Origin of the sequence: Pseudomonas pisciculturae, from assembly GCF_015461805.1 — a bacterium.
GTDB lineage: Bacteria > Pseudomonadota > Gammaproteobacteria > Pseudomonadales > Pseudomonadaceae > Aquipseudomonas > Aquipseudomonas pisciculturae.
In genome coordinates this window covers 296,405-316,090 of the sequence record NZ_JACVZE010000008.1, presented here as the reverse complement: position 1 = coordinate 316,090, position 19,686 = coordinate 296,405, and the positions used below count along the sequence as shown (strand labels likewise).

At 61.8% G+C, this 19,686-nt stretch carries 18 protein-coding genes; 10 read left to right on the top strand and 8 right to left on the bottom strand.

Features of this window, described 5'->3' with window-relative positions:
• Positions 1-131: 131 nt before the first annotated feature.
• Positions 132-557: a phage infection protein gene (locus tag ICY20_RS22320; protein WP_159962753.1), complete on the top strand. Its 426-nt coding sequence runs from the start codon at positions 132-134 to the stop codon at positions 555-557.
• Positions 558-1,150: 593 nt separating this feature from the next.
• On the opposite strand, the gene ICY20_RS22315 is transcribed toward ICY20_RS22320, so the two are convergent.
• From ICY20_RS22315 to ICY20_RS22305, 3 genes are read right to left on the bottom strand one after another with little or no spacing between them, the layout of a single operon-like run.
• Positions 1,151-1,939: an ABC transporter ATP-binding protein gene (locus tag ICY20_RS22315; RefSeq protein ID WP_159962752.1), complete on the bottom strand. Its 789-nt coding sequence runs from the start codon at positions 1,937-1,939 to the stop codon at positions 1,151-1,153.
• Positions 1,933-2,922 carry an ABC transporter permease gene (locus ICY20_RS22310; RefSeq protein ID WP_194938621.1) on the bottom strand — a complete coding sequence of 330 codons (990 nt, stop codon included), beginning with the start codon at positions 2,920-2,922 and terminating at the stop codon, positions 1,933-1,935. The genes ICY20_RS22315 and ICY20_RS22310 overlap by 7 nt, the downstream gene beginning before the upstream one ends.
• Entirely contained in the window at positions 2,909-3,967 is a 1,059-nt protein-coding gene (locus ICY20_RS22305; RefSeq protein ID WP_159962750.1) for an ABC transporter substrate-binding protein, read from the bottom strand. The genes ICY20_RS22310 and ICY20_RS22305 overlap by 14 nt, the downstream gene beginning before the upstream one ends.
• A 195-nt stretch (positions 3,968-4,162) precedes the next feature.
• Here ICY20_RS22305 and ICY20_RS22300 point away from each other — a divergent pair, with 195 nt between their 5' ends.
• Positions 4,163-5,107, top strand: a complete 945-nt coding sequence (locus ICY20_RS22300) for an aliphatic sulfonate ABC transporter substrate-binding protein (RefSeq protein WP_159962749.1) — start codon at positions 4,163-4,165, stop codon at positions 5,105-5,107.
• Between the two features lie 126 nt (positions 5,108-5,233).
• On the opposite strand, the gene ICY20_RS22295 is transcribed toward ICY20_RS22300, so the two are convergent.
• Genes ICY20_RS22295 through ICY20_RS22285 form a run of 3 tightly spaced genes read right to left on the bottom strand, consistent with a single transcriptional unit; the run spans position 5,234 to position 8,473 of the window.
• Positions 5,234-6,709 carry an FGGY family carbohydrate kinase gene (locus tag ICY20_RS22295; protein WP_159962748.1) on the bottom strand — a complete coding sequence of 492 codons (1,476 nt, stop codon included), beginning with the start codon at positions 6,707-6,709 and terminating at the stop codon, positions 5,234-5,236.
• 5 nt (positions 6,710-6,714) lie between these two features.
• Positions 6,715-7,647, bottom strand: a complete 933-nt coding sequence (locus tag ICY20_RS22290) for a transketolase family protein (protein WP_159962747.1) — start codon at positions 7,645-7,647, stop codon at positions 6,715-6,717.
• On the bottom strand, positions 7,637-8,473 hold the full coding sequence (locus ICY20_RS22285) for a transketolase (protein ID WP_159962746.1): 837 nt from the start codon (positions 8,471-8,473) through the stop codon (positions 7,637-7,639). Before ICY20_RS22285 ends, ICY20_RS22290 begins: the two co-directional genes overlap by 11 nt.
• 350 nt (positions 8,474-8,823) lie before the next feature.
• Here ICY20_RS22285 and ICY20_RS22280 point away from each other — a divergent pair, with 350 nt between their 5' ends.
• The 8 genes from ICY20_RS22280 (at position 8,824) to ICY20_RS22245 (ending at position 17,031) form a co-directional block, all read left to right on the top strand.
• Positions 8,824-9,831: an ABC transporter permease gene (locus ICY20_RS22280; protein WP_122489679.1), complete on the top strand. Its 1,008-nt coding sequence runs from the start codon at positions 8,824-8,826 to the stop codon at positions 9,829-9,831.
• A 51-nt stretch (positions 9,832-9,882) separates the two neighbouring features.
• Entirely contained in the window at positions 9,883-10,815 is a 933-nt protein-coding gene (locus ICY20_RS22275) for a sugar ABC transporter substrate-binding protein (protein WP_105522886.1), read from the top strand.
• Between the two features lie 15 nt (positions 10,816-10,830).
• Positions 10,831-12,339, top strand: a complete 1,509-nt coding sequence (locus tag ICY20_RS22270) for a sugar ABC transporter ATP-binding protein (protein ID WP_159962745.1) — start codon at positions 10,831-10,833, stop codon at positions 12,337-12,339.
• A gap of 169 nt (positions 12,340-12,508) precedes the next feature.
• Complete coding sequence (locus ICY20_RS22265) at positions 12,509-13,273, top strand: SDR family oxidoreductase (protein ID WP_159962744.1); 765 nt, start codon at positions 12,509-12,511, stop codon at positions 13,271-13,273.
• 18 nt (positions 13,274-13,291) lie between these two features.
• On the top strand, positions 13,292-14,092 hold the full coding sequence (locus tag ICY20_RS22260; RefSeq protein WP_159962743.1) for an SDR family oxidoreductase: 801 nt from the start codon (positions 13,292-13,294) through the stop codon (positions 14,090-14,092).
• A gap of 45 nt (positions 14,093-14,137) precedes the next feature.
• Positions 14,138-15,091, top strand: a complete 954-nt coding sequence (locus ICY20_RS22255) for a sugar-binding transcriptional regulator (RefSeq protein ID WP_194938620.1) — start codon at positions 14,138-14,140, stop codon at positions 15,089-15,091.
• Positions 15,092-15,115: 24 nt separating this feature from the next.
• Positions 15,116-16,039: a transaldolase gene (gene tal, locus ICY20_RS22250; RefSeq protein ID WP_159962741.1), complete on the top strand. Its 924-nt coding sequence runs from the start codon at positions 15,116-15,118 to the stop codon at positions 16,037-16,039.
• Positions 16,036-17,031: a GlxA family transcriptional regulator gene (locus ICY20_RS22245; RefSeq protein ID WP_194938619.1), complete on the top strand. Its 996-nt coding sequence runs from the start codon at positions 16,036-16,038 to the stop codon at positions 17,029-17,031. The genes tal and ICY20_RS22245 overlap by 4 nt, the downstream gene beginning before the upstream one ends.
• A gap of 103 nt (positions 17,032-17,134) precedes the next feature.
• On the opposite strand, the gene ICY20_RS22240 is transcribed toward ICY20_RS22245, so the two are convergent.
• Together ICY20_RS22240 and ICY20_RS22235 are read right to left on the bottom strand one after the other, a co-directional pair.
• Complete coding sequence (locus ICY20_RS22240; RefSeq protein ID WP_194938618.1) at positions 17,135-18,547, bottom strand: mechanosensitive ion channel family protein; 1,413 nt, start codon at positions 18,545-18,547, stop codon at positions 17,135-17,137.
• Between the two features lie 94 nt (positions 18,548-18,641).
• Complete coding sequence (locus tag ICY20_RS22235) at positions 18,642-19,637, bottom strand: LysR family transcriptional regulator (RefSeq protein ID WP_324187960.1); 996 nt, start codon at positions 19,635-19,637, stop codon at positions 18,642-18,644.
• Positions 19,638-19,686 lie beyond the last annotated feature (49 nt).

Here is a 19,686-nt window from a genome sequence, read left to right as displayed (position 1 = left end):
GCCCGCAACAACGGGCTATCGCTGGCATCGATAGTCACCATCAGCGCAATGAAGTTCTCTTAAAAAATGCAACGCGTAACATCAAACCCATACCCAGCGACACCCAACTAAAACACTTGGAGCACACACTCATGAAACGCCAAATCTTGCTTAGCCTCGCTTTCTCGGTACTTGCTGCAAACGCTTTTGCCCACCCGGTTGTCGCTGAAGGCGGCTCGGATCGCCTGATCGAAAATCGTGTCGCCGAAGGTGGTGCTGACCGCCTGCAAGGCAACCGCGTAGCCGAAGGTGGTTCGGATCGTCTGCTGGAACGTCGTGTAGCTGAAGGCGGTGCCGAACGCCTGCAAGGCAACCGTGTCGCCGAAGGTGGTTCGGATCGCCTGCTGGAACGACGTGTAGCAGAAGGCGGTGCCGAACGCCTGCAAGGTAACCGCGTAGCCGAAGGTGGTTCGGATCGCCTGCTGGAACGACGTGTGGCTGAAGGCGGTGCTGAACGCCTGCAAGGCAACCGTGTCGCTGAGGGCGGTTCGGATCGTCTGCTGGACAACCACGCTTAACGCCGCACTGTTTGCGGGAACCCCAAACCGGCCTGATCAGCCGGTTTTTTTTCGTTTGAAATTCATAGGTCTCGCTGCATCTCGCGTTAAGCCGCCCGGTAGTCCGCCAACGCAGCCCTCCCCCAGACGCCCCTGCTCTGGCTCTGGCTTTTGATTTGGCTTTTGATCTTGATCTTAGGCGCCCCGTTAAACCACGCTGGCCGAACGCAGGCTTGAATCCGTGGGCAACCCGGCAGGACGCCGGGTTAGCCGTCCTGGGCCAAGGATGGCCCATGACGGCGGCCCACGGATTCAAGCCGGAGAGAGGGCATGTCGAGCCTAGGCGAGACACCGAGTGGTGGGGCGAAGCGTTTTGCTTACTTTTGCGCTCTTCAAAAGTGAGCCGCTGTAAGAGCGGAACCCATATCAGCCTTCACCCAAATAACGGATATGCACTCCGACCCAACCCTCTCTAGCGCCTGACACACAGCCATCGCAGGCAAGCCAGCTCCCACATTTGAGCGGTGTACATCCAATAAAACTCAGCCGAATGAAAGGCTGCCTTCGCGAGCAAGCCAGCTCCCACCTTGGGGCGGTGTACACCTGAGGATTGGCTACCAACTCTCCCCCAACCCCAACAACCCCAATATCTGCCGCCGCAAATCCACCAGATAAGGATCATCCCGATGCCGCGGATACGGTCGTTCAATCGTCAACTGCGCCTGAATCCGCGCCGGGCGGTCACTGAATACAATCACCCGATTGGCCAACAACAACGCCTCCTCCACATCATGGGTCACCAACAACGCCGTATACCCTTGGCGCTGCCACAGGTCGATCAACTCCTTTTGCATGGTGATACGCGTCAGCGAATCGAGCTTGCCCAAGGGCTCATCCAAAATCAGCAAACGCGGTTGATTGACCAGCGCGCGCGCCAACGCCACCCGCTGGGCCATGCCGCCAGAGAGCTGCCGAGGGTAGGCACGGGCAAACTGACTGAGACCAACTTTTTCCAGCGCCTCATCGACCTTCGCCGACTGCGTCTTGAGCAACCCTTGGGCTTCCAGGCCCACGGCAACGTTGTCCCACACACGGCGCCACGGGTACAGCGTGGGGTCTTGAAACACCACCACACGGCTAGGGTCCGGCCCGGTGATGGCCGCGCCATCGGCCAGCAAGCGTCCGGAATCCGCCGGTTCCAGGCCCGCCACCAAGCGCAGCAAGGTGGATTTGCCACACCCCGAAGGCCCCAGCAATGCCACGAACTCCCCCGGTGCAACGTCCAGCGAAACCTGCTGCAACACCGGCAGGTGCTCACCGTCCAAGGCAAAGCCATGACTGAGGTTTTCAATGCGCAGCGCCAAACCCGCAGGCGCCGATACCGCGTGTGCCAGGGCTACCATTTCATTGCTCCTTTTTGCCAGGCCAGCAACCGGTCACGCACCAGGAACAACCCGGTGATCAACCCCGAGCAGGCCAGTGCCATGATCAACAATGCGGCGTACATATTTGCGTAGGCGGCCCACCCTTGGGCCCATTGCAAGTACCAGCCGATGCCGGATTTGACCCCCATCATTTCCGCCACCACCAAGGTGGAGAATGACGCGCCCAGGCCCATGAACAGACCGACGAACACATGGGGCAAGGCGGCTGGAATCGCCACTTTGAAAATCAAGAACCCTTGCTTGGCGCCCAAGGTGCGCGCCACGTCGTAGTAGGCCTTATCCACGCTGGCCACACCCGACCAGGTCAGCACCGTGACCGGAAACCAGGTGGCCAATGCGATCAGGAACACACTGGCGCTCCAACTGCTGGGAAACAGGAAAAAACACAGCGGCAGCAACGCCGTAGACGGCACGGGCCCAAGGATGCGCAGCACCGGGTGCAGCCAGTAGCCAATGCGTGTAGACCAGCCGATGGCCACACCGGCGATAAAACCGGTGATCGCCCCCAGCGCAACGCCCGAGCCCAGCAGCAGTGCCGAATGCAGCAGGCTGTCGGCCAGGCGTGCGTAGTCTTCGACATACACCGCAAGCAATGCCTGGGGCGGCGCAAAAAACGGCACCGGCAACAGCGCAAGCTTGGCGGTGAGCAATTCCCAGATAGCCAGCAATGCCGGCAAGGCAATCAGCCAGGAGCCGGCCGTGCGCAGGCGCGTGCCCAGCCTCGACACCCTTCGCCCCAGCACACTCAACACAACGAATAATCCCGCCACGCCGACGCAGACGTTGGCCAGCCCCTGGGTCATCGGCCAATTGCGGACCGCGTTAGGCCAGTAGCTGATCAACAGTGCGACGGCCAGCCAAGCCGTCACCACTGCAACGCCCTGCCCCCAAATTTTCAGGGTCAGGGGCGGATTAAGGGTAGTGGCGTCAGCTGAAGACATCGGCGGTGATCTCCTTGGCAAACTCCACCGGGTCGGTGCCCTTGCTGATCACCTCGACGGTTTTCAGGTCGGTGACGTAGGTGGTGATTTCCTGAGTGAGTGCGGCACCCACCGCGTGATGGCCGTGGGTGTGGTCATGCAGAATTGCTTGCACCTCTTCCACCGAGGTATTCAGCGCATGGGCCTGGAAGCCTTTGGCGACTTCCTCCGGATGTTGCACGGAATAGTCGTGGGCTTCGAGGATCGCCTGGGTCAGCGCCGCCACCACGCGCTTGTCTTCGCGCACCAACTTGCCGGTGACACCGACCACGCAGCAACTGAGGTTGGCGTATTCTTCCACCAGGTTGGTAGACAGCTCCCGCGCCACACCAGACTTGATCAGGCGGTACATGAACGGGTCACTGCCACTCACTGCTTGCACTTCGCCGCGCTCCAGCGCAGTGCCCAGCAGGTCGGCCGGGTACAGGCGCCATTCCACATCGCGCACCGGGTCGACGCCGTGCTTTTTCAGCAGGATCGAGAAAAAGTTGCGGTCGGGGCTGGCCATGTCGGTCACGCCGATGGCCTTGCCTTTCAAGTCTTCGAGTTTGGTCACTCCACCGTTGACCGCACTGAGCAAACGCAGGCAACCGCCATGGGTACCGGCAGTGAGTTTCACGTCAAAGCCCTGCTCCAGCGCCTTGAGCCAGCGCAGCGCCATGCCCACGCCGGCATCGGCTTTACCGGTGGCAATGGCCTCGAGCAGCACTTCGGTGGAGTTGCCGAAGTTGACCAACTCCACATCCAGGTTGTGTTTGGTGAAGAAGCCTTGGCCATGGGCGATGACCACCGGGGCCAGGCACACGGCGTTGAGGTTAACCGCCAGCTTCAACTTGCGTGGCGCATCGAGGCGGATGAAGTCGCCGGTGCCGGCGGGCTCCTGCGCCGTGTTGTGACCAGCATGTGCATCGGCGGCGAAGCCAAAGCGTGGCAGCGACAGGCTGGCCACAGTGATGCCAGCAATGCCCAGCAGGCGGCGGCGGGTGAGACGGTCGAAATCATCCATGCACAAATACTCGCTTATAAAATCAATTCGATTATATAAATGAGTAATCATTATGAAAGAAACATATAACTCTATGGTTATGCCTGAATCGTCGAAACGCGAAAAAAGCATCCTAAGCTAAGATCGAAAGAGTATTTAACGAATGGTTTTTAGAACTTTAAGCTCAGACTTATTTCGTTGAAGATCGAGTTCGCCATGTCCATACGTCGTCCCCTCGCCGCGGTACTCGGGTTGCTGGCCTTTTCTGTCGCCGTGAGCGCCGGAGCCCAGGAAACCGTGCGCATTGGTTACCAAAAGTCCTCTACCCTGATCACCCTGCTCAAAACCCAGGGCACCCTGGAAAAAGCCCTCAAGGCCGACAATATCGACGTGAGCTGGCACGAGTTCCCCAGCGGCCTGCCACTACTGGAAGCACTGAACGTGGGCAACGTGGACATCAGCGCCGACGTCGCCGACACCGTGCCGATCTTCGCCCAGGCCGCCCAGGCCAAACTCACCTACTTCGCCCAGGAAGCGCCTTCGCCTTCAGCCCAGGCCATCGTGGTGCGCAAGGACTCACCGATCCAGCAGTTGGGTGACTTGAAGGGCAAGAAAATCGCCGTGACCAAGGCGGCCGGCACGCACTATCTGTTGATCGCGGCACTGGCCAAGGCGGGCCTGCAATTCTCTGATATCGAACCCGCCTACCTGTCCCCCGCCGATGGCCGCGCCGCGTTTGAAAACAACAAGGTGGACGCCTGGGTTACCTGGGAACCCTTCCTCACCAGCGTGCAGCGCCAACTGCCCACCCGCACCTTGGCCGATGGCGCGGGCCTGGCCAGCTACAAGCGTTATTACCTGACCGGCACGCCGTACGCCAAGGCGCATCCTGAGGTGTTGAAGGTGGTGTATGAGCAGTTGGACAAGGCTGGCCAGTGGGTAAAGTCCCACCCGCAAGATGCGGCAAAAGTGCTAGGGCCGCTGTGGGGGAATTTGGATGTGGCCACGGTGGAAGCAGCCAATGCGCACCGCAGTTACCAGGTGCAGCCGGTGACGGTTGATCAGTTGGGTGAGCAACAGAAAATCGCGGATGCGTTCTTCAAGGCCGGGTTGTTGCCCAAGGCTGTGGATGCCAAGGATGTACAAACCTGGAGGCCCTAAAGCCCGCTGAGGACTAAATGTGGGAGGGAGCTTGCTCCCGATTGCAGTGTGTCAGCAACAAATTTGCCGACTGACACTCCCTCATCGGGGGCAAGCCCCCTCCCACAGTTTGATCTGCACATGACATTAGAGCAGTGTACGAGTCAGGGCTTTTTTCCACTCTGTGTAACGCCCTGGCATCGCCGGGTCATCCTGCGGTTCAAACCGTTCACGCTGACGCTCCAGCGCGGCCAACGCAGCATCACTGGCCCACACCCCCAACGCCCGCCCGGCCAGATGCGCCGCACCCAGCGCCGATACCTCCGGCGATAGGCTGCGTACCACCGGGCGTTGCAGCAGGTTGGCCAAAAACTGCATCAACCAGCGATTGCGTGTAGCACCGCCATCTACCCACAGTTCCTTCAACGGGCTGCCGATGTCTTGCTGCATCGCTTCGAACACATCGCGAATCTGATAGCCGATAGACTCCAGCGACGCCCGCAGGATATGCGCGCCCGAGGTGGCTTCGGTGAGCCCGCAGATCAAGCCGCGTGCGTCGGCTTTCCAGTGCGGCGCCCCTAGCCCGGACAACGCTGGCACAAAGTACACTCCACCGTTGTCCGGCAATTGCGCGGCCTGTTCGGTCAACGCATCCAGGGACTCCCCGGCCCCCAGGCGCGCAGCCCACTGCACGGCCGCGCCGGTGTGGACGATATTGCCTTCCATGCCAAACGTGGGTTGGCCACCGTCATGCCAGGCCAAGGTGGTGGACAGGCCGTGGGTAGAAGCAATCGGCCCGCTCATGGGCGTCATCAACGATGAACCTGTGCCAAGGGTGGCCTTGACCAACCCCGGTGCAAAACCGCCCTGGCCGTAGAGCGCAGCGTGGGAGTCGCCGATCATCGACATCACCGGGATACCGGCAGGCAGCCCACCGACCGCGACGGTTTCAGCAAAGAAACCGGCACTCGGCTGGATCGGTGCCAGCGCGGCAAGAGGAATGGCAAACAGGTCCAGCAACTCAGCGTCCCACGCGCAGGTATGCAGGTTGAACAGTTGCGTACGCGCTGCGTTGGAGTAGTCGGTGGCAAACACCTGGCCGCCACTGAGCTTCCACAATAGCCAGCTGTCGACGGTGCCCAGGCAGATTTCGCCCGCTGCTGCACGGGCATGGCCGTTTTCGAGGTTATCGAGAATCCAGCGAAACTTACCGGCGGAAAACATCGGGTCCAGCGCCAGCCCGGTCTTTTTCAGGATGAGTGCTTCATGCCCCTGCTCATGCAGTTGGCTGCACAACGCCGTCGAGCGGCGGCACTGCCAACTAATGCACGGCGACAACGGCTCGCCGCTGCGCCGGTCCCAGGCCACCACCGATTCACGCTGGTTGCTGATGGCAAGCGCGGTGATCGGCCGGTCGACCTGGGCCAGGCACTCTTCAATCGCCGCCAGGGTGCTCTTCCAGATGAGTAGCGGGTCCTGCTCGGAAAACCCAGGCTGCGGATGGCTGATGCTCAACGGCCGCGAACCCCGGGCAATCACCTGCCCGAGCTCATTGACCAGCACCGCCTTGGCGTTGCTGGTGCCTTCGTCTATCGCCAGGATCAGCGGAGTGTTGTTAGTCATCAAATTCACCGCAACCGAGTGGCAGCCGCCACGATCCCAGCCGCGTCGATGTTATGCAAGGCGCGGGTCGGTTCGCGGGCACCGGCGGCGGCGTATTCGCCATCGCCAATACCCAGGCGTACCAGCGTAATTCCCAGCCCGGCTTCGGCCAGCACTTCGGCCACCAGGCTACCGACGCCGCCATTGATGTTGTGCTCTTCCACGGTGATCACCGCGCGGGTGCCTCGCAGCGCATCACGCAACACATCGCGCTGCAACGGGCGGATCGACGACAGGTTGATCACCTGGGCCTGGATTCCCTGCTCTGCCAGCAACGCCGCTGCATCCACTGCTTCATGCACCACCGAGCCAAGCGCAACAATGCTCACATCGGCGCCCTGGCGCAGGATGTCCACCTGGCCGGGAGTGAATTGATAGTCGGCGCCATGCACATCGGGTAAGGCCTTACCGTCGAGACGGATGTACACCGGGCCTTCATGGCGCAGTGCGTAATGGACAATCTGCCGACATTCGAGTGCATCGGCCGGGGCAAAAATCTGCACATTGCCAAAACCGCGCATCACCGAAATATCGTCGAGGCTATGGTGGGTGCTGGCCAATGGGCCGTAGCTGGCACCGGCATTGAGGCCGAACATTTTGACGTTGGCCTGGTTGTAGCAGACGTCCACCTTGATCTGCTCATTGGCCCGCGAAATCAAAAACGGCGCGGCATTGCAGGTCACGGCGATCTTGCCGCCCAGCGCCAACCCGGCCGCCACGCTGACCAGGGACTGCTCGGCGATCCCCACGTTGATCAACCGCTCGGGAAAGCGCTGGGCAAACGGGCCGATCTTGGCCGTGGAGGTAGAGTCGCTGACCACCGGCACCACGTCGAGCCCAGCATCGACGGCAGCGATAAAGCCTTCCACCATCACGCTCGCCAAATGTTCACTCGCCATGACTCAACTCCTCCAGTGCTGCGTTGATTTCATCACCCTTGGGCACGCGGTGGTGCCACTCGGGGCGGGCTTCGATAAACGACACGCCCTTGCCTTTGACGGTGTGGGCGATCAGCACTTGCGGCGCGCCCTTTTTTGCCTGCATGCCTTCCAGGGTTTGAATCAGCTGGCCCACATCGTTGCCGTCGCACTCACTGACGATGAAGCCAAAGGCGGCCCATTTCACGTCCAGCGGGTCGAGCGGCATGATCTCGGCGGTCAGCCCGGCCAGTTGCAGCTTGTTCTTGTCGACGATCACAAAGAGGTTATCCAGGCCGTATTTGGCGGCAGCCATCGCCGCCTCCCAGTTGGAGCCCTCGGCCAGCTCGCCGTCGCCGGTCAGTACATAGATGCGCTTTTTGCTGCCGGACATTTTTGCCGCCAGCGCCAGCCCTACCGCCACTGGCAAACCGTGGCCGAGGGCGCCGGTGTTGAGTTCGATGCCGGGGGTTTTCTGGCGCACCGGGTGGCCGGGCAAGTGGGAATTGAAGTGTTGGTAGGTCGGCAACCAGTCCACCGGAATGTAGCCCGCCTGTGCCAGGCAGCAGTACAACCCGCCCACACCATGGCCCTTGCTCTGGATGTAGATATCGCGCTCAGGGTCTTGGGTGCGTTCCGGGCCTGCATTGAGGATGCGGAAATACAGGGTGGCGAGGATGTCGGTTTCAGACAAATCCGCCCCGGTATGGCCGCCCGCCGGTGAGTCGGCATTCAGGCGAATGACATGGCGCCGTATAAGCCGGGCCTGTTCTTTGATCTGGTGGGCGTCGTACTGGAAGGCATTCATGCAGCGGCTCCTTTGAGGCTGACCACGCGGGGTGAAAGTGTCCAAAGCTGTTTTGAATATTTATTCAGCAGTGACAATATATTTCTATTTAGGCGCCGAACGATCAACACGTCAAGAGACAGAACACGTTAAAAATGAAAAATATCCCTCGGACAAACGGCCAAAATCCTACACCGAGCACTCTATCCCGTGGCTTCGCGTGGTATGAAAGCACCGGTCTAGAGGCATACCTGAAAAATTAAGCGCTTGACTTTGCCACGGTGTCACTGGAATCTGAATTAACAGTCAGGCACGCATAAATATTCAAGCGACCTGAAAGCACTCCAAAAAAAATAAATCAGGAGAACACTGTGGACGCCAAAGCTATTGTCCAGCACCCGGCCGAACTCAAGCCGCCCCACCGCCCACGGCTGGTGAAACTGCTCCCCAGCAACATCGGCGGCCCGCTGATCGGCCTCGTGCTGCTGGTGCTGGTTTTCTCCTTCAGTTCCGAATTCTTCTTCTCATTGCGCAATGGCCTGAACATCCTTGATCAGGTCACGGTGCTGGGCATCCTCGCCATTGGCATGACAGCGGTGATCGTCATCGGCGGTATCGACCTCTCTGTGGGCTCGGTGCTGGCGTTCTCGATGATGATGCTCGGCTGGCTCTACCAGGATCAGGCGGTGCCGCTGGGCTTTGCGATTCCGATCTCGATTGCCACCGGCATGCTCGCCGGGCTGGTGTCCGGCGCGCTGATCACCTACGCCAAGTTGCCGCCGTTCATTGCCACGCTGACCATGATGTCGGTGGCCCGTGGCCTGGCGAATATCCTCACCGAAGGCCGGCAGATCGTCGGCTACCCGGACTGGTTCACCAGCCTGGCCACGGTGCGTCACTTCGGCTTCCTCTCGGCCACCGTCGGGCTGTTTTTGGTGATGCTGCTGGTGGCCTGGGTGTTCCTGCGCTTTCGTGCCGGTGGCCGTAACCTCTATGCCATGGGCGGCAGCCCGGAAGTGGCGCGCTTGTCGGGCATCAAGGTGCGGGCGATCACGCTGTGGGTCTACGCCATCAGCGGCGCCCTCGCCGGGATCGCTGCGGTCACCCTGGCCGCACGCCTGGACTCTTCCCAACCCAGTGCCGGCCTGAGCCTGGAGCTGGACGCCATCGCCGCCGTGGTGATCGGCGGCGCGAGCCTCAACGGTGGCGTCGGCAGTATCGGCGGCACCCTGGTGGGCGTGCTGATCATTGGCGTGTTGCGCAATGGCCTGAACCTGCTGGGCGTCTCGCCCTTTATCCAACAAGTGGTGATCGGCGTGGTCATCGCCCTCGCGGTGACCATCGACACCCTGCGTCGCCGTTCCAGTACTGCCCGTTAAACCTGTTCGACCGTTGACACCCTCCAACAATAAAACCAGGAGTCACCCGACATGTTCAGCCCCAAGAAACTGCTGTTGGCCACCGCACTCGCTGCCGCCACCCTTACCACTGCCGGCACCACCTGGGCCAAGGACCTGACCATCGGCCTGGCCGTGGCCAACCTGCAGGCCGACTTTTTCAACCAGATCAAGCAATCGGTGGAAGCCGAGGGCAAGGCCAAGGGCATCAAAGTGATCACCGTGGACGCCCAGGGCAACTCGTCCACCCAGGTCAGCCAGATTGAAGACCTGATCACCCGCCAGATCGACGTACTCATCTACATCCCTGCGGGCGCTACCGCTGCCGGTGTGCCGGTAAAAGCCGCCAAGGCCGCCGGTATCCCGGTGATCGCCGTAGACCGCAACGCCCCCGACGCGCCGGGCGATACCTTTATCGCCAGCGACAGCGTGGCCGGCGCCAAGACCCTGGCCGAATACGTCGGCAAGGTCACCGAAGGCAAAGGCCGCATCGCGATCCTGCAAGGCCAGCTCGGCACCACGCCGGAAAACGACCGTGCCAAAGGCTTCGAAGAGGGCCTCAAAGCCTTCCCGGACCTGAAAGTGGTCGCCCAGCAACCCGCCGAATGGGCTCAGGACAAAGGCTTTGCCGTCGCCCAGGACTTGCTCCAGCGTGACCCCAACATCACAGTCTTCTTCGGCCGTGCTGATGCCATGGCCCTCGGCGCCGCCCAGGCGGTGAAGGTCGGCAACCTCGATCACAAAGTCGTGGTAGTTGGTTTTGACGGTGACGTCGCCGGGCTCAAGGCCGTGCAAAGCGGCGTGCTGAACGCCACCATGACCCAGCAGACCCAACAAATGGGCCGCCTGGCAGTGGCCTCTGCCATCGACCTCAAAGCCGGTAAAGCCGTGCCTAAAGAGCAACTGCTGCCCACCGTGCTGACCACCAAAGAAAACGTCGCGCCGTTCCTGCAACAGCACCCGTAAGCCTTGGAGGTCGTCATGCACGCAGCAGCTTTGGATAACGCCGTGGAAGCGGTGTTGTGCCTGCGCAATATCAGCAAGGCCTATGGGCCGGTGCAGGTATTGTCCCAGGTGAACGTGGATATTCGCCCCGGCGAAGTGCTGGCCCTGCTGGGCGAGAACGGCGCGGGTAAATCCACCCTGTCGTCGATCATCGCCGGTCTTGTACAACCCGAAGCCGGGGGCAGCATGACCTGGCTTGGCCAGCCCTACGCACCCGGTTCCCCAGGGGCGGCGTTGAGCGCGGGTATCGGCCTGATCCACCAGGAAATCCGCCTGCTGCCGCAGTTGTCGATCGCCGAAAACATCTTCGTCGGCCGCCTGCCCATGCGTTACGGGAAGGTGGACCGCGAGTACATGGAGGCCCAGGCACAGATCCAACTGGAACGCCTGGGGCTCAAGGTGCCCGCCTCGCGCAAGGTCGAAGGCCTGAGCGTGGCGGCCCAGCAACTGGTGGAAATCGCCAAGGCCCTGACCCTCAAGGCCAGCCTGTTGATTCTCGACGAGCCCACCGCTGCGCTGGGTGGTGAAGAGACTGAGCTGCTGTTCAAGCAGGTCGAACGGCTCAAGGCCGAGGGCGTGTCGTTTATCTATATCAGCCATCGCCTGGAAGAAATCGCACGGATTGCCGACCGGGTGTTGGTGTTGCGCGACGGCCAACAGGTGGCCCTGCACGCCACGGCCCAGGTGCCGGTACGCGAGCTGGTGGAGCAGATGGTCGGGCGCAGCCTGGAGCGTATCTTCCCCGCGTTGCAGCCGCCCCAGGAGCGGGTGATGTTGCAGGTCAAGGACTTGCGCTGCCGCGAACTAGCCCTACACGGCATCGACTTCAGCGTGCGCGCTGGTGAAGTGTTCGGCATTGCCGGTGTAGTTGGCGCCGGGCGCACCGAGCTGGTACGTACCATCGCCGGTGCGGCCCAGGACATCCAGGGGCACATGCTGCTGGACGGCGAAGTGCGCCAGTTGCGCTCACCCTTCGAAGCGATCCAGGCCGGTGTGGTGCTGGTGCCCGAAGACCGCAAGCAGCAAGGCGTGGTGGTGGAGCATCGCATCGAAGACAACCTGATCTACGGCAACACCGACCTGCTGGAAAAACGCGGCTGGGTGCTGCCTGCCGCCCTGCACGAATTCGCCCGCACGGCGGTGGCGCGTTTGGGTGTGAAAGGGGCGCCGCAGTCGCGGATCTCCAGCCTGTCAGGCGGTAACCAGCAGAAAGTGATCATTGCCAAATGGCTGGCGCGCAACCCCAAGGTGTTCATTCTCGATGAGCCGACACGGGGCATCGATGTGGGGGCACGGGCGGCGATCTATGAAGTGATCGCGGATCTCGCGGCCAAGGGCATGGCGGTGATTGTCGTGAGTTCGGACCTGGATGAAGTGTTGGGGTTGTCGCACCGCGTGATGGTCATGAGCCGGGGGCGGCAGATGGGGATTCTGGAGCGGGGTGAGGCTACGCCGGTATCGGTGATGGAAATGGCCACTGCATAACCCGGCCCCTACTAACAATGGAGATCAAATGTGGGAGGGGGCTTGCTCCCGATAGCGGTGGGTCAGTTGAAAAAATCTGTGCCTGGCTCACCGCTATCGGGAGCAAGTCGAATCGTCGCACCGCCCCTCCCACAGGGGATCTACAGTGAATTCAAAATTGGAGTTATTCATGCAGCTTTTTAGTCTTCAGGGTCAGGTAGCCTTTGTGACCGGCGCCGGCAGCGGCATCGGTCAAGCGATTGCAGTGGGCCTGGCCGAAGCGGGTGCCGATGTGGCGTGCTTCGACCTGCCCGGCAGCCCAGGCATCAGCAGCACCGTCGAACGCATCCAGGCCCTCGGCCGTCGCGCCCTCGCCCTCAGTGGCACGGTTACTGAACGCGCCGCCTTGGATGCAGCCGTAGCGCGCACCGAACAAGAACTCGGCGAACTCAGCGTGGCCGTCAACTGCGCCGGCATCGCCAATGCCCAGGCCGCCGAAGACCTGGAGCTGCAACGCTGGCAAACCACCCTGGACATCAACCTCACCGGCATCTTCCTCAGCTGCCAGGCCCAGGCCGCGGTGATGCTGCCCCGTGGCAAAGGCGCCATCGTCAATATCGCCTCCATGTCGGGCAGCATCGTCAACCGTGGCCTGCTGCAAGCCCACTACAACACCTCCAAGGCCGGGGTGATCCACCTGAGCAAAAGCCTGGCGATGGAGTGGGCCGACAAGGGCCTGCGGGTCAACTGCATCAGCCCTGGCTACACCGCCACGCCGATGAACTCACGCCCGGAAGTCGCCGACCAGGTGAAGATCTTTGAACAGACCACGCCCATGGGCCGCATGGCCAGCGTGGAAGAAATGGTTGGCCCGGCGATCTTCCTGGTGAGCCAGGCATCGTCGTTCTGCACCGGTGTCGACCTGTTGGTCGATGGCGGTTTCGTTTGCTGGTAAGCCTTGGAGCCCACTCTCATGTCGCAACGTTTCAGCGGTAAAACCATCGTTATCACCGGCGCCTGCCGTGGCATCGGCGCCGGCATTGCCGAGCGCTTCGCCCAAGAAGGCGCCAACCTGGTACTGGCCTCCAACGACCTGGAGCGCGTGACCTTCACCGCCGACCAACTCGCCCAGGAATACAGCGTCGACACCCTCGCCCTGGGCATCGACGTTACCAACGAAGACGACATCGAAAAGCTCTACCGTGAAGGACACGCACGCTTCGGCAGCATCGACGTGTCGGTGCAGAACGCCGGCATCATCACCATCGACCATTACGACAAAATGCCCCGCGCCGACTTCGACAAGGTACTGCAGGTGAACACCACCGGCGTGTGGCTCGGTTGCCGGGAAGCGGCCAAGTACATGGTCAAGCAAGGCAGCGGGCGACTGATCAATACCTCGTCCGGCCAGGGCCGCCAGGGTTTTATCTACACGCCGCACTATGCCGCGAGCAAGATGGGCGTGATCGGCATCACCCAAAGCCTGGCGCTGGAACTGGCGCGGCATAACATCACGGTCAACGCATTTTGCCCCGGCATCATCGAGAGCGAGATGTGGGACTACAACGACCGCGTCTGGGGCGAGATCCTCAGCACCGACGAAAAACGCTATGGCAAGGGTGAATTGATGGCCGAATGGGTCAAGAACATCCCTCTGCGCCGTGCCGGAAAACCCTCGGATGTCGCGGGTTTGGTGGCGTTTTTGGCGTCGAACGATGCGGCCTACCTCACCGGCCAAGCGATCAATATCGACGGCGGCCTGATCATGTCGTAAGGGTTTGGTATCCTCACCGACATTGATACATCTACTGAGGCCTTCATGAGCCAGATCGAAGAACAGCGCCTGATCACCAAGATCGCGAGCCTCTATTACGAAGAAGGGCTCAAGCAGTCCGAGATTTCCACGCAACTGGACCTCTCCCAGTCCTTTATCAGCCGCGCCCTGCGCCGGGCGCTGCAAGACGGCGTGGTGAAAATCAGCGTGATGCGCCTGCAAGGGCTGCATTTGGAGCTGGAAAGCCAATTGCAGCGCCGCTACGGCGTGCGCCGGGTGATCGTGGTGGAAGCCACCGAGCCCGGCAACGACGAGAGCATCAAGCAGGCCATCGGCTCAGCGGCCGCCCATTACCTGGAAACCAGCCTGTCACCCCAGGATCACATCGGTATTTCGTCATGGAGCAGCACCATTCGCGCCATGGTCGGCCATCTGCATGTGCAGGCAGGCAAGCAAGGCGCCGAAGAAGTGGTGCAACTGCTCGGCGGCGTTGGCAACAAGGGCGCGTTCGAAGCCACCCTGCTCACCCAGCGCCTGGCCACCCTGCTCAACTGCCCGGCGTACCTGCTGCCGTCGCAAAGCATCGAGCAATCGGTGGAAAGCAAGCAACGCATCGTGCAGATGGAAGAGGTCAAGGAGGTGCTGCAACGCTTTGACAGCATCACCCTGGCGATTGTCGGCATCGGCGACCTGGAGCCCTCGCAACTGCTGCGCAACAGCGGCAACTACTACACCGAAGACATGCTGCGCCTGCTCGCCGAGCGTGGCGCGGTAGGTGATATCTGCCTGCGCTACTTCGATGCGCAAGGTAAGCCGGTACTGGAAGAAGATGAAGAATTCGTGGTGTCGGTGGCGCTGCCCAAGCTGCGTGCCATCCACCGTGTACTCGGCCTGGCCGGCGGGCTGAACAAGGTCCAGGCGATTCGCGGCGCGCTCAAGGGCGGCTACCTGGACATCCTGATCAGCGACCTGGATACCGCGCAGGCCCTGAACCAATAACCCCTATTTCGGAGACTACCGTTCATGACGTCCAAGCTCGAACAACTCAAGCAATTCACCACCGTAGTCTGCGACACCGGCGACCTGGAAGCCATCAGCCGCCTGCGCCCGGTGGACGCCACCACCAACCCGTCGCTGCTGCTCAAGGCGGCCGCCATCCCCGAGTACGCCGAGCTGTTGCGCAGCGCCGTGGCCCACGCCAAAGGCGATGTAGACCTGGCTTGCGATCACTTTGCGGTGTCGGTGGGTGCGGGGATTCTCAAGGTGATTCCGGGGCGCATTTCCACCGAGGTCGACGCGCGATTGTCGTTTGATGAAGAGGCGCTATGGGCCAAGGCCAACCAGTTGATCGCGCTGTACGACCAAGCCGGTGTGAGCCGCGACCGTGTGCTGATCAAGCTGGCCTCCACTTGGGAAGGCATTCGCACCGCCGAGCGCCTGGAAAAAGCCGGTATCCAGACCAACCTCACCCTGCTGTTCTCGTTCGCCCAGGCCGTGGCCTGCGCCGATGCCGGGGTGTTCCTGATCTCGCCGTTCGTGGGCCGCATCTATGACTGGTACCGCAAGAGCACCGGCCAGGACTACACCGGCGTTGACGACCCGGGCGTGCAGTCGGTGACACGTATCTACAACTACTACAAGGCCAACAACATCCCTACCGTGGTGATGGGCGCCAGTTTCCGCACCCTCAGCCAGATCGAACAACTGGCCGGTTGCGACCGCCTGACCATCAGCCCGGACCTGCTGCAAAAACTCGCCGAAGACAGCGGCCCTCTTGAGCGCAAATTGCAACCGGGCACCGCTGGCGAAGCTCGCCAATCGTTGACCGAAGCGCAGTTCCGTTGGGCCTCCAACGAAGACGCCATGGCCACCGAGAAACTTGCCGAAGGCATTCGCCAGTTCGCGCGCGACCAGGAAAAGCTGGAAACCCTGCTGGCCCGCGCATGATGGCGGTCGCGGCGCTGGGTCAGCCGCGCACGTTGGTGTTCTTGGCCTATCCGCAGATGGGCTTGCTCGACCTGACCGGCGCCCAGACGGTGTTCTGGGCCGCCACCAAAGCCATGACCGAGCGCGGCTTGCCCGGCTACGTGATGCACACGGCGAGCCTGGCGGGCGGGTTGATGCAAACCGCCGAAGGGCTGAGCGTGCACACGGTGGAGTTGGCGCAGTTCAGCGCCAGCGCCATCGACACCTTGATCGTGCCCGGCGCGCCGGCGATCCAGCAGGCCATGGCGGCCAACACCGAACTGGTGGAATGGCTGCGGGTGGCATCAGGCACGGCCGCGCGTACGGCCTCGGTGTGCAGCGGCACCTTCCTGCTGGCCATGGCCGGTTTGCTCGACGGCCGCCGCGCCGCCACCCACTGGGCCATGTGCGACATGCTCAAGGCCGGCTTCCCGGCGATCGTGGTGGATATGGACGCGATTTTTATCCAGCAGGGCAATGTGTGGACCTCGGCGGGTGTGACTGCCGGGATCGACCTGGCCCTGGCCCTGGTGGAAATCGACTGTGGCCGTGATGTGGCCTTGCAAGTGGCCCGCGAACTGGTGGTGTTTCTCAAGCGCCCTGGCGGGCAGGCGCAGTTCAGCCAGCTGTTGCAGGCACAAACCGACGACAGCGCAGGTTTTGATGAGCTGCACCTGTGGCTCGCCGACAACCTGCAGGAAGCCGACCTGTCAGTGGAACGCTTGGCGCAACAGGCGCAGATGAGCCCGCGCAATTTTGCGCGGGTCTACAAGCAGCGTACTGGGCGCACGCCGGCCAAGGCCGTCGAGTTGTTTCGCATGGAAGCGGCGCGACGATTGTTGGAAGACTCAGAACGCAATATCGACCAGATCGCGCGGTTGTGCGGTTTCGGGGATGAAGAACGGATGCGTTATACCTTTCACCGGCACCTGACGATTTCGCCTCGCGAATACCGCGAGCGATTCTCCCGCTGACACGGTACCGGTAAGCAGTGAAGATCAATGTGGGAGGGGCGGTGCGACGATTCGACTTGCCCCCTCCCACATGGGTTGCATTCCAATGCAAAGCCAGCGGTGGTTATTTGTCTTGCAGCCAGCGCAGGAACCCGGTTTTCTTGATGGGCTGCGGTTTCTTGAGTACCACGGCATCCCGAATACCTTCACGCTGATGCTGCAATTTATCCAACGCCATCAACAGATCACTGCTGTGCTGCAACTGCGCGCCCAGCAGGGCTTTTTCGATGCGATACAGGCGCCCGCTGGTGAGGCTGCGAAATTGCCCACGGGAACGGCCATCCGTCAGGATGCCCTCCTCGCCCATCACTTCGCCGGGGCCCATGCGCACGGCTTCGACCACGCGCTCGCCATCATGCACCGCCACCGAGACCACGCCAGCGGCGATGATCAGCAGGCCATCGGCGATTTCATCGAAGGCCAGCAACACCTGATTGGCCTGGAAGTCTACTGCCGTCATGGCGTCGGCCAGGCGGTCGCGCTCCTCGACACTGAGGGCCCGCATCACCCGCGCTTCCTCCAGCAACTGGCGCTGGCGGCTCCAGGCCTGCACGGTCGCGCCCCACGTCACGCCTGCCGCTTCAAGGTGTCGGTGGGCCAGGTCAAACATCAGATTGCGCACCCCACTGCGGGCTGAACGCGAAGCCACAAAGCCCCTGAGTTCGTATTCGTTGAAGCCCAGTTGTGAGCTTTTTATCGAGACTTTTGCGGCCTGCCCCGGCAGCAAGGCTTGGGTGCCCTGCAAGGCTTTTTCCAGTGCCTCCAGCACCTGACGTGGCGCCGCTGCGCTGGGCACCGCCAGGGTGACGCTGACGCCATGCAGCGCAGCCGGCCGGCTGTGATTGAGGATCTTGGCCTTGGCCGCCAGCGAGTTGGGCACTACGGCGACACTGCCGGCCTCGGTCTGCAAGTGGGTGGAGCGCCAGTCGATGTCCAGCACTTTGCCTTCAATGCCGTCGATGCTGACCCAATCATCAATCTGATAGGGCTTGGTGGTGTTGATCACGATGCCACTGAACACATCACTCAAGGTGCTTTGCACCGCCAGGCCGAGGATGATCGCCATGGCCCCCGAGGTCGCCAGCAACCCCTTGACCGGCAATTGCAGCACATACGCCGCCGCGCCGACGATGGCCACCAGGAAGATCACGGCGCCCATCACATCGTGCAACAAACGCGCGCTCTGACCGACGCGGGCAGTGAGACCATGGCCCAAGATGACCGTTACGGTGCGGGCGGCAAATAACCACCAGCCGATCCCCATCACCGTCGCCATCAGATTAAGCACTGCGTCATCGGGCCACGGCGGCGGCTGCAACGGGCTGATACCGGCGGTTACCATCACCCAGCAGAACAGCGCGAACACCAATACCCGCAGCACCGTGCGCAAGGTGCGTTTGGGCGGGCCGAGGCACTGCCAGAGTGTCAGGTCGAGCAGAATCAATGCACCGCCGAGCAACAAAGGATGGGTATACATGGCAAGTGTTCCTCAGCTGTTGTGGCGAGCGAGCTTTCTGTGGTGAGCGAGCTTGCTCGCGCTGGGCTGCGAAGCAGCCCCAAACCCTGCCACCTCAACCGCTCTGACACACCGCAGTGACTTTATTAGGGCCGCTTCGCAGCCCAGCGCGGGCAAGCTCGCTCACCACAGAGAACTCGGTCGCAGGGTCGCCAAGAAACGCACTGCACCGCGCCCGCAACCAGCGCTCGCCCGGGTCGTTGTGGGTCGTACCGCGCCACACCAATGCAAGCTCCTGTTCGGGCAATGCCAGCGGCGCACACTGCGCCCGCAGCCCACTCACCCCGGCCATGGCGTGGGCCACGTAATCCGGCACGATGGCGAGCATGTCGCTGTCGGCCAGCAACACCGTCAAGGCACTGAACTGCGGCACCGTGAGCACCACCTTGCGCTGGCGACCGAGCAGACCGAGGGCGCGATCAGCGTCATCGAGCACATTGCCCATCGACGACACCACCGCATGAGGGCGCTGGCAGAATTCCTCTAACCCCAGATCACCCGGCCGGTGGTCCGCGCGCAGCAACATCGGGCGCATCGGCCGCAGGCTTTTGCGGCGGGCATTGGCCGGCAGTTCCTGGGTGTGGCTGATGCCTAGGGATATCTCGCCGCTGGCGAGCAACTGAGACATCTGCCAGTGATCAGCGCGACGCACCACCAGGGTCATATTGGGCGCTTCGATGCGCAGGCGCCGCAGCAGGCTCGGCAGCAAGGCGTACTCCACGTCATCCGACAGGCCGATATGAAAGGTCGCCTCGCTGGTGCCAGGGTTGAACGCCTGGCAACGGCTGAGCGCCGCCGCGATGCTGTCCAGCGCCGGGCCCAGATTGCTGAAGATCTCTTCGGCACGGGAGGTGGGCTGCATCAAGCGCCCGGCACGGATAAACAGCGGGTCATCAAACATCAGCCGCAAACGGCCCAGGGCGCTGCTGATGGTCGGTTGGCCGAGGAACAATTTTTCTCCGACACGGCTGACATTGCGCTCGTGCATCATCGACTCGAACACCACCAGCAGATTGATGTCAGCACGACGCAGGTCATTTCTGTTCATCATGTTAGCCACCCGGCCGCAGGGCCTTGGAGAGGAGTGAGAGGCCTCAGGT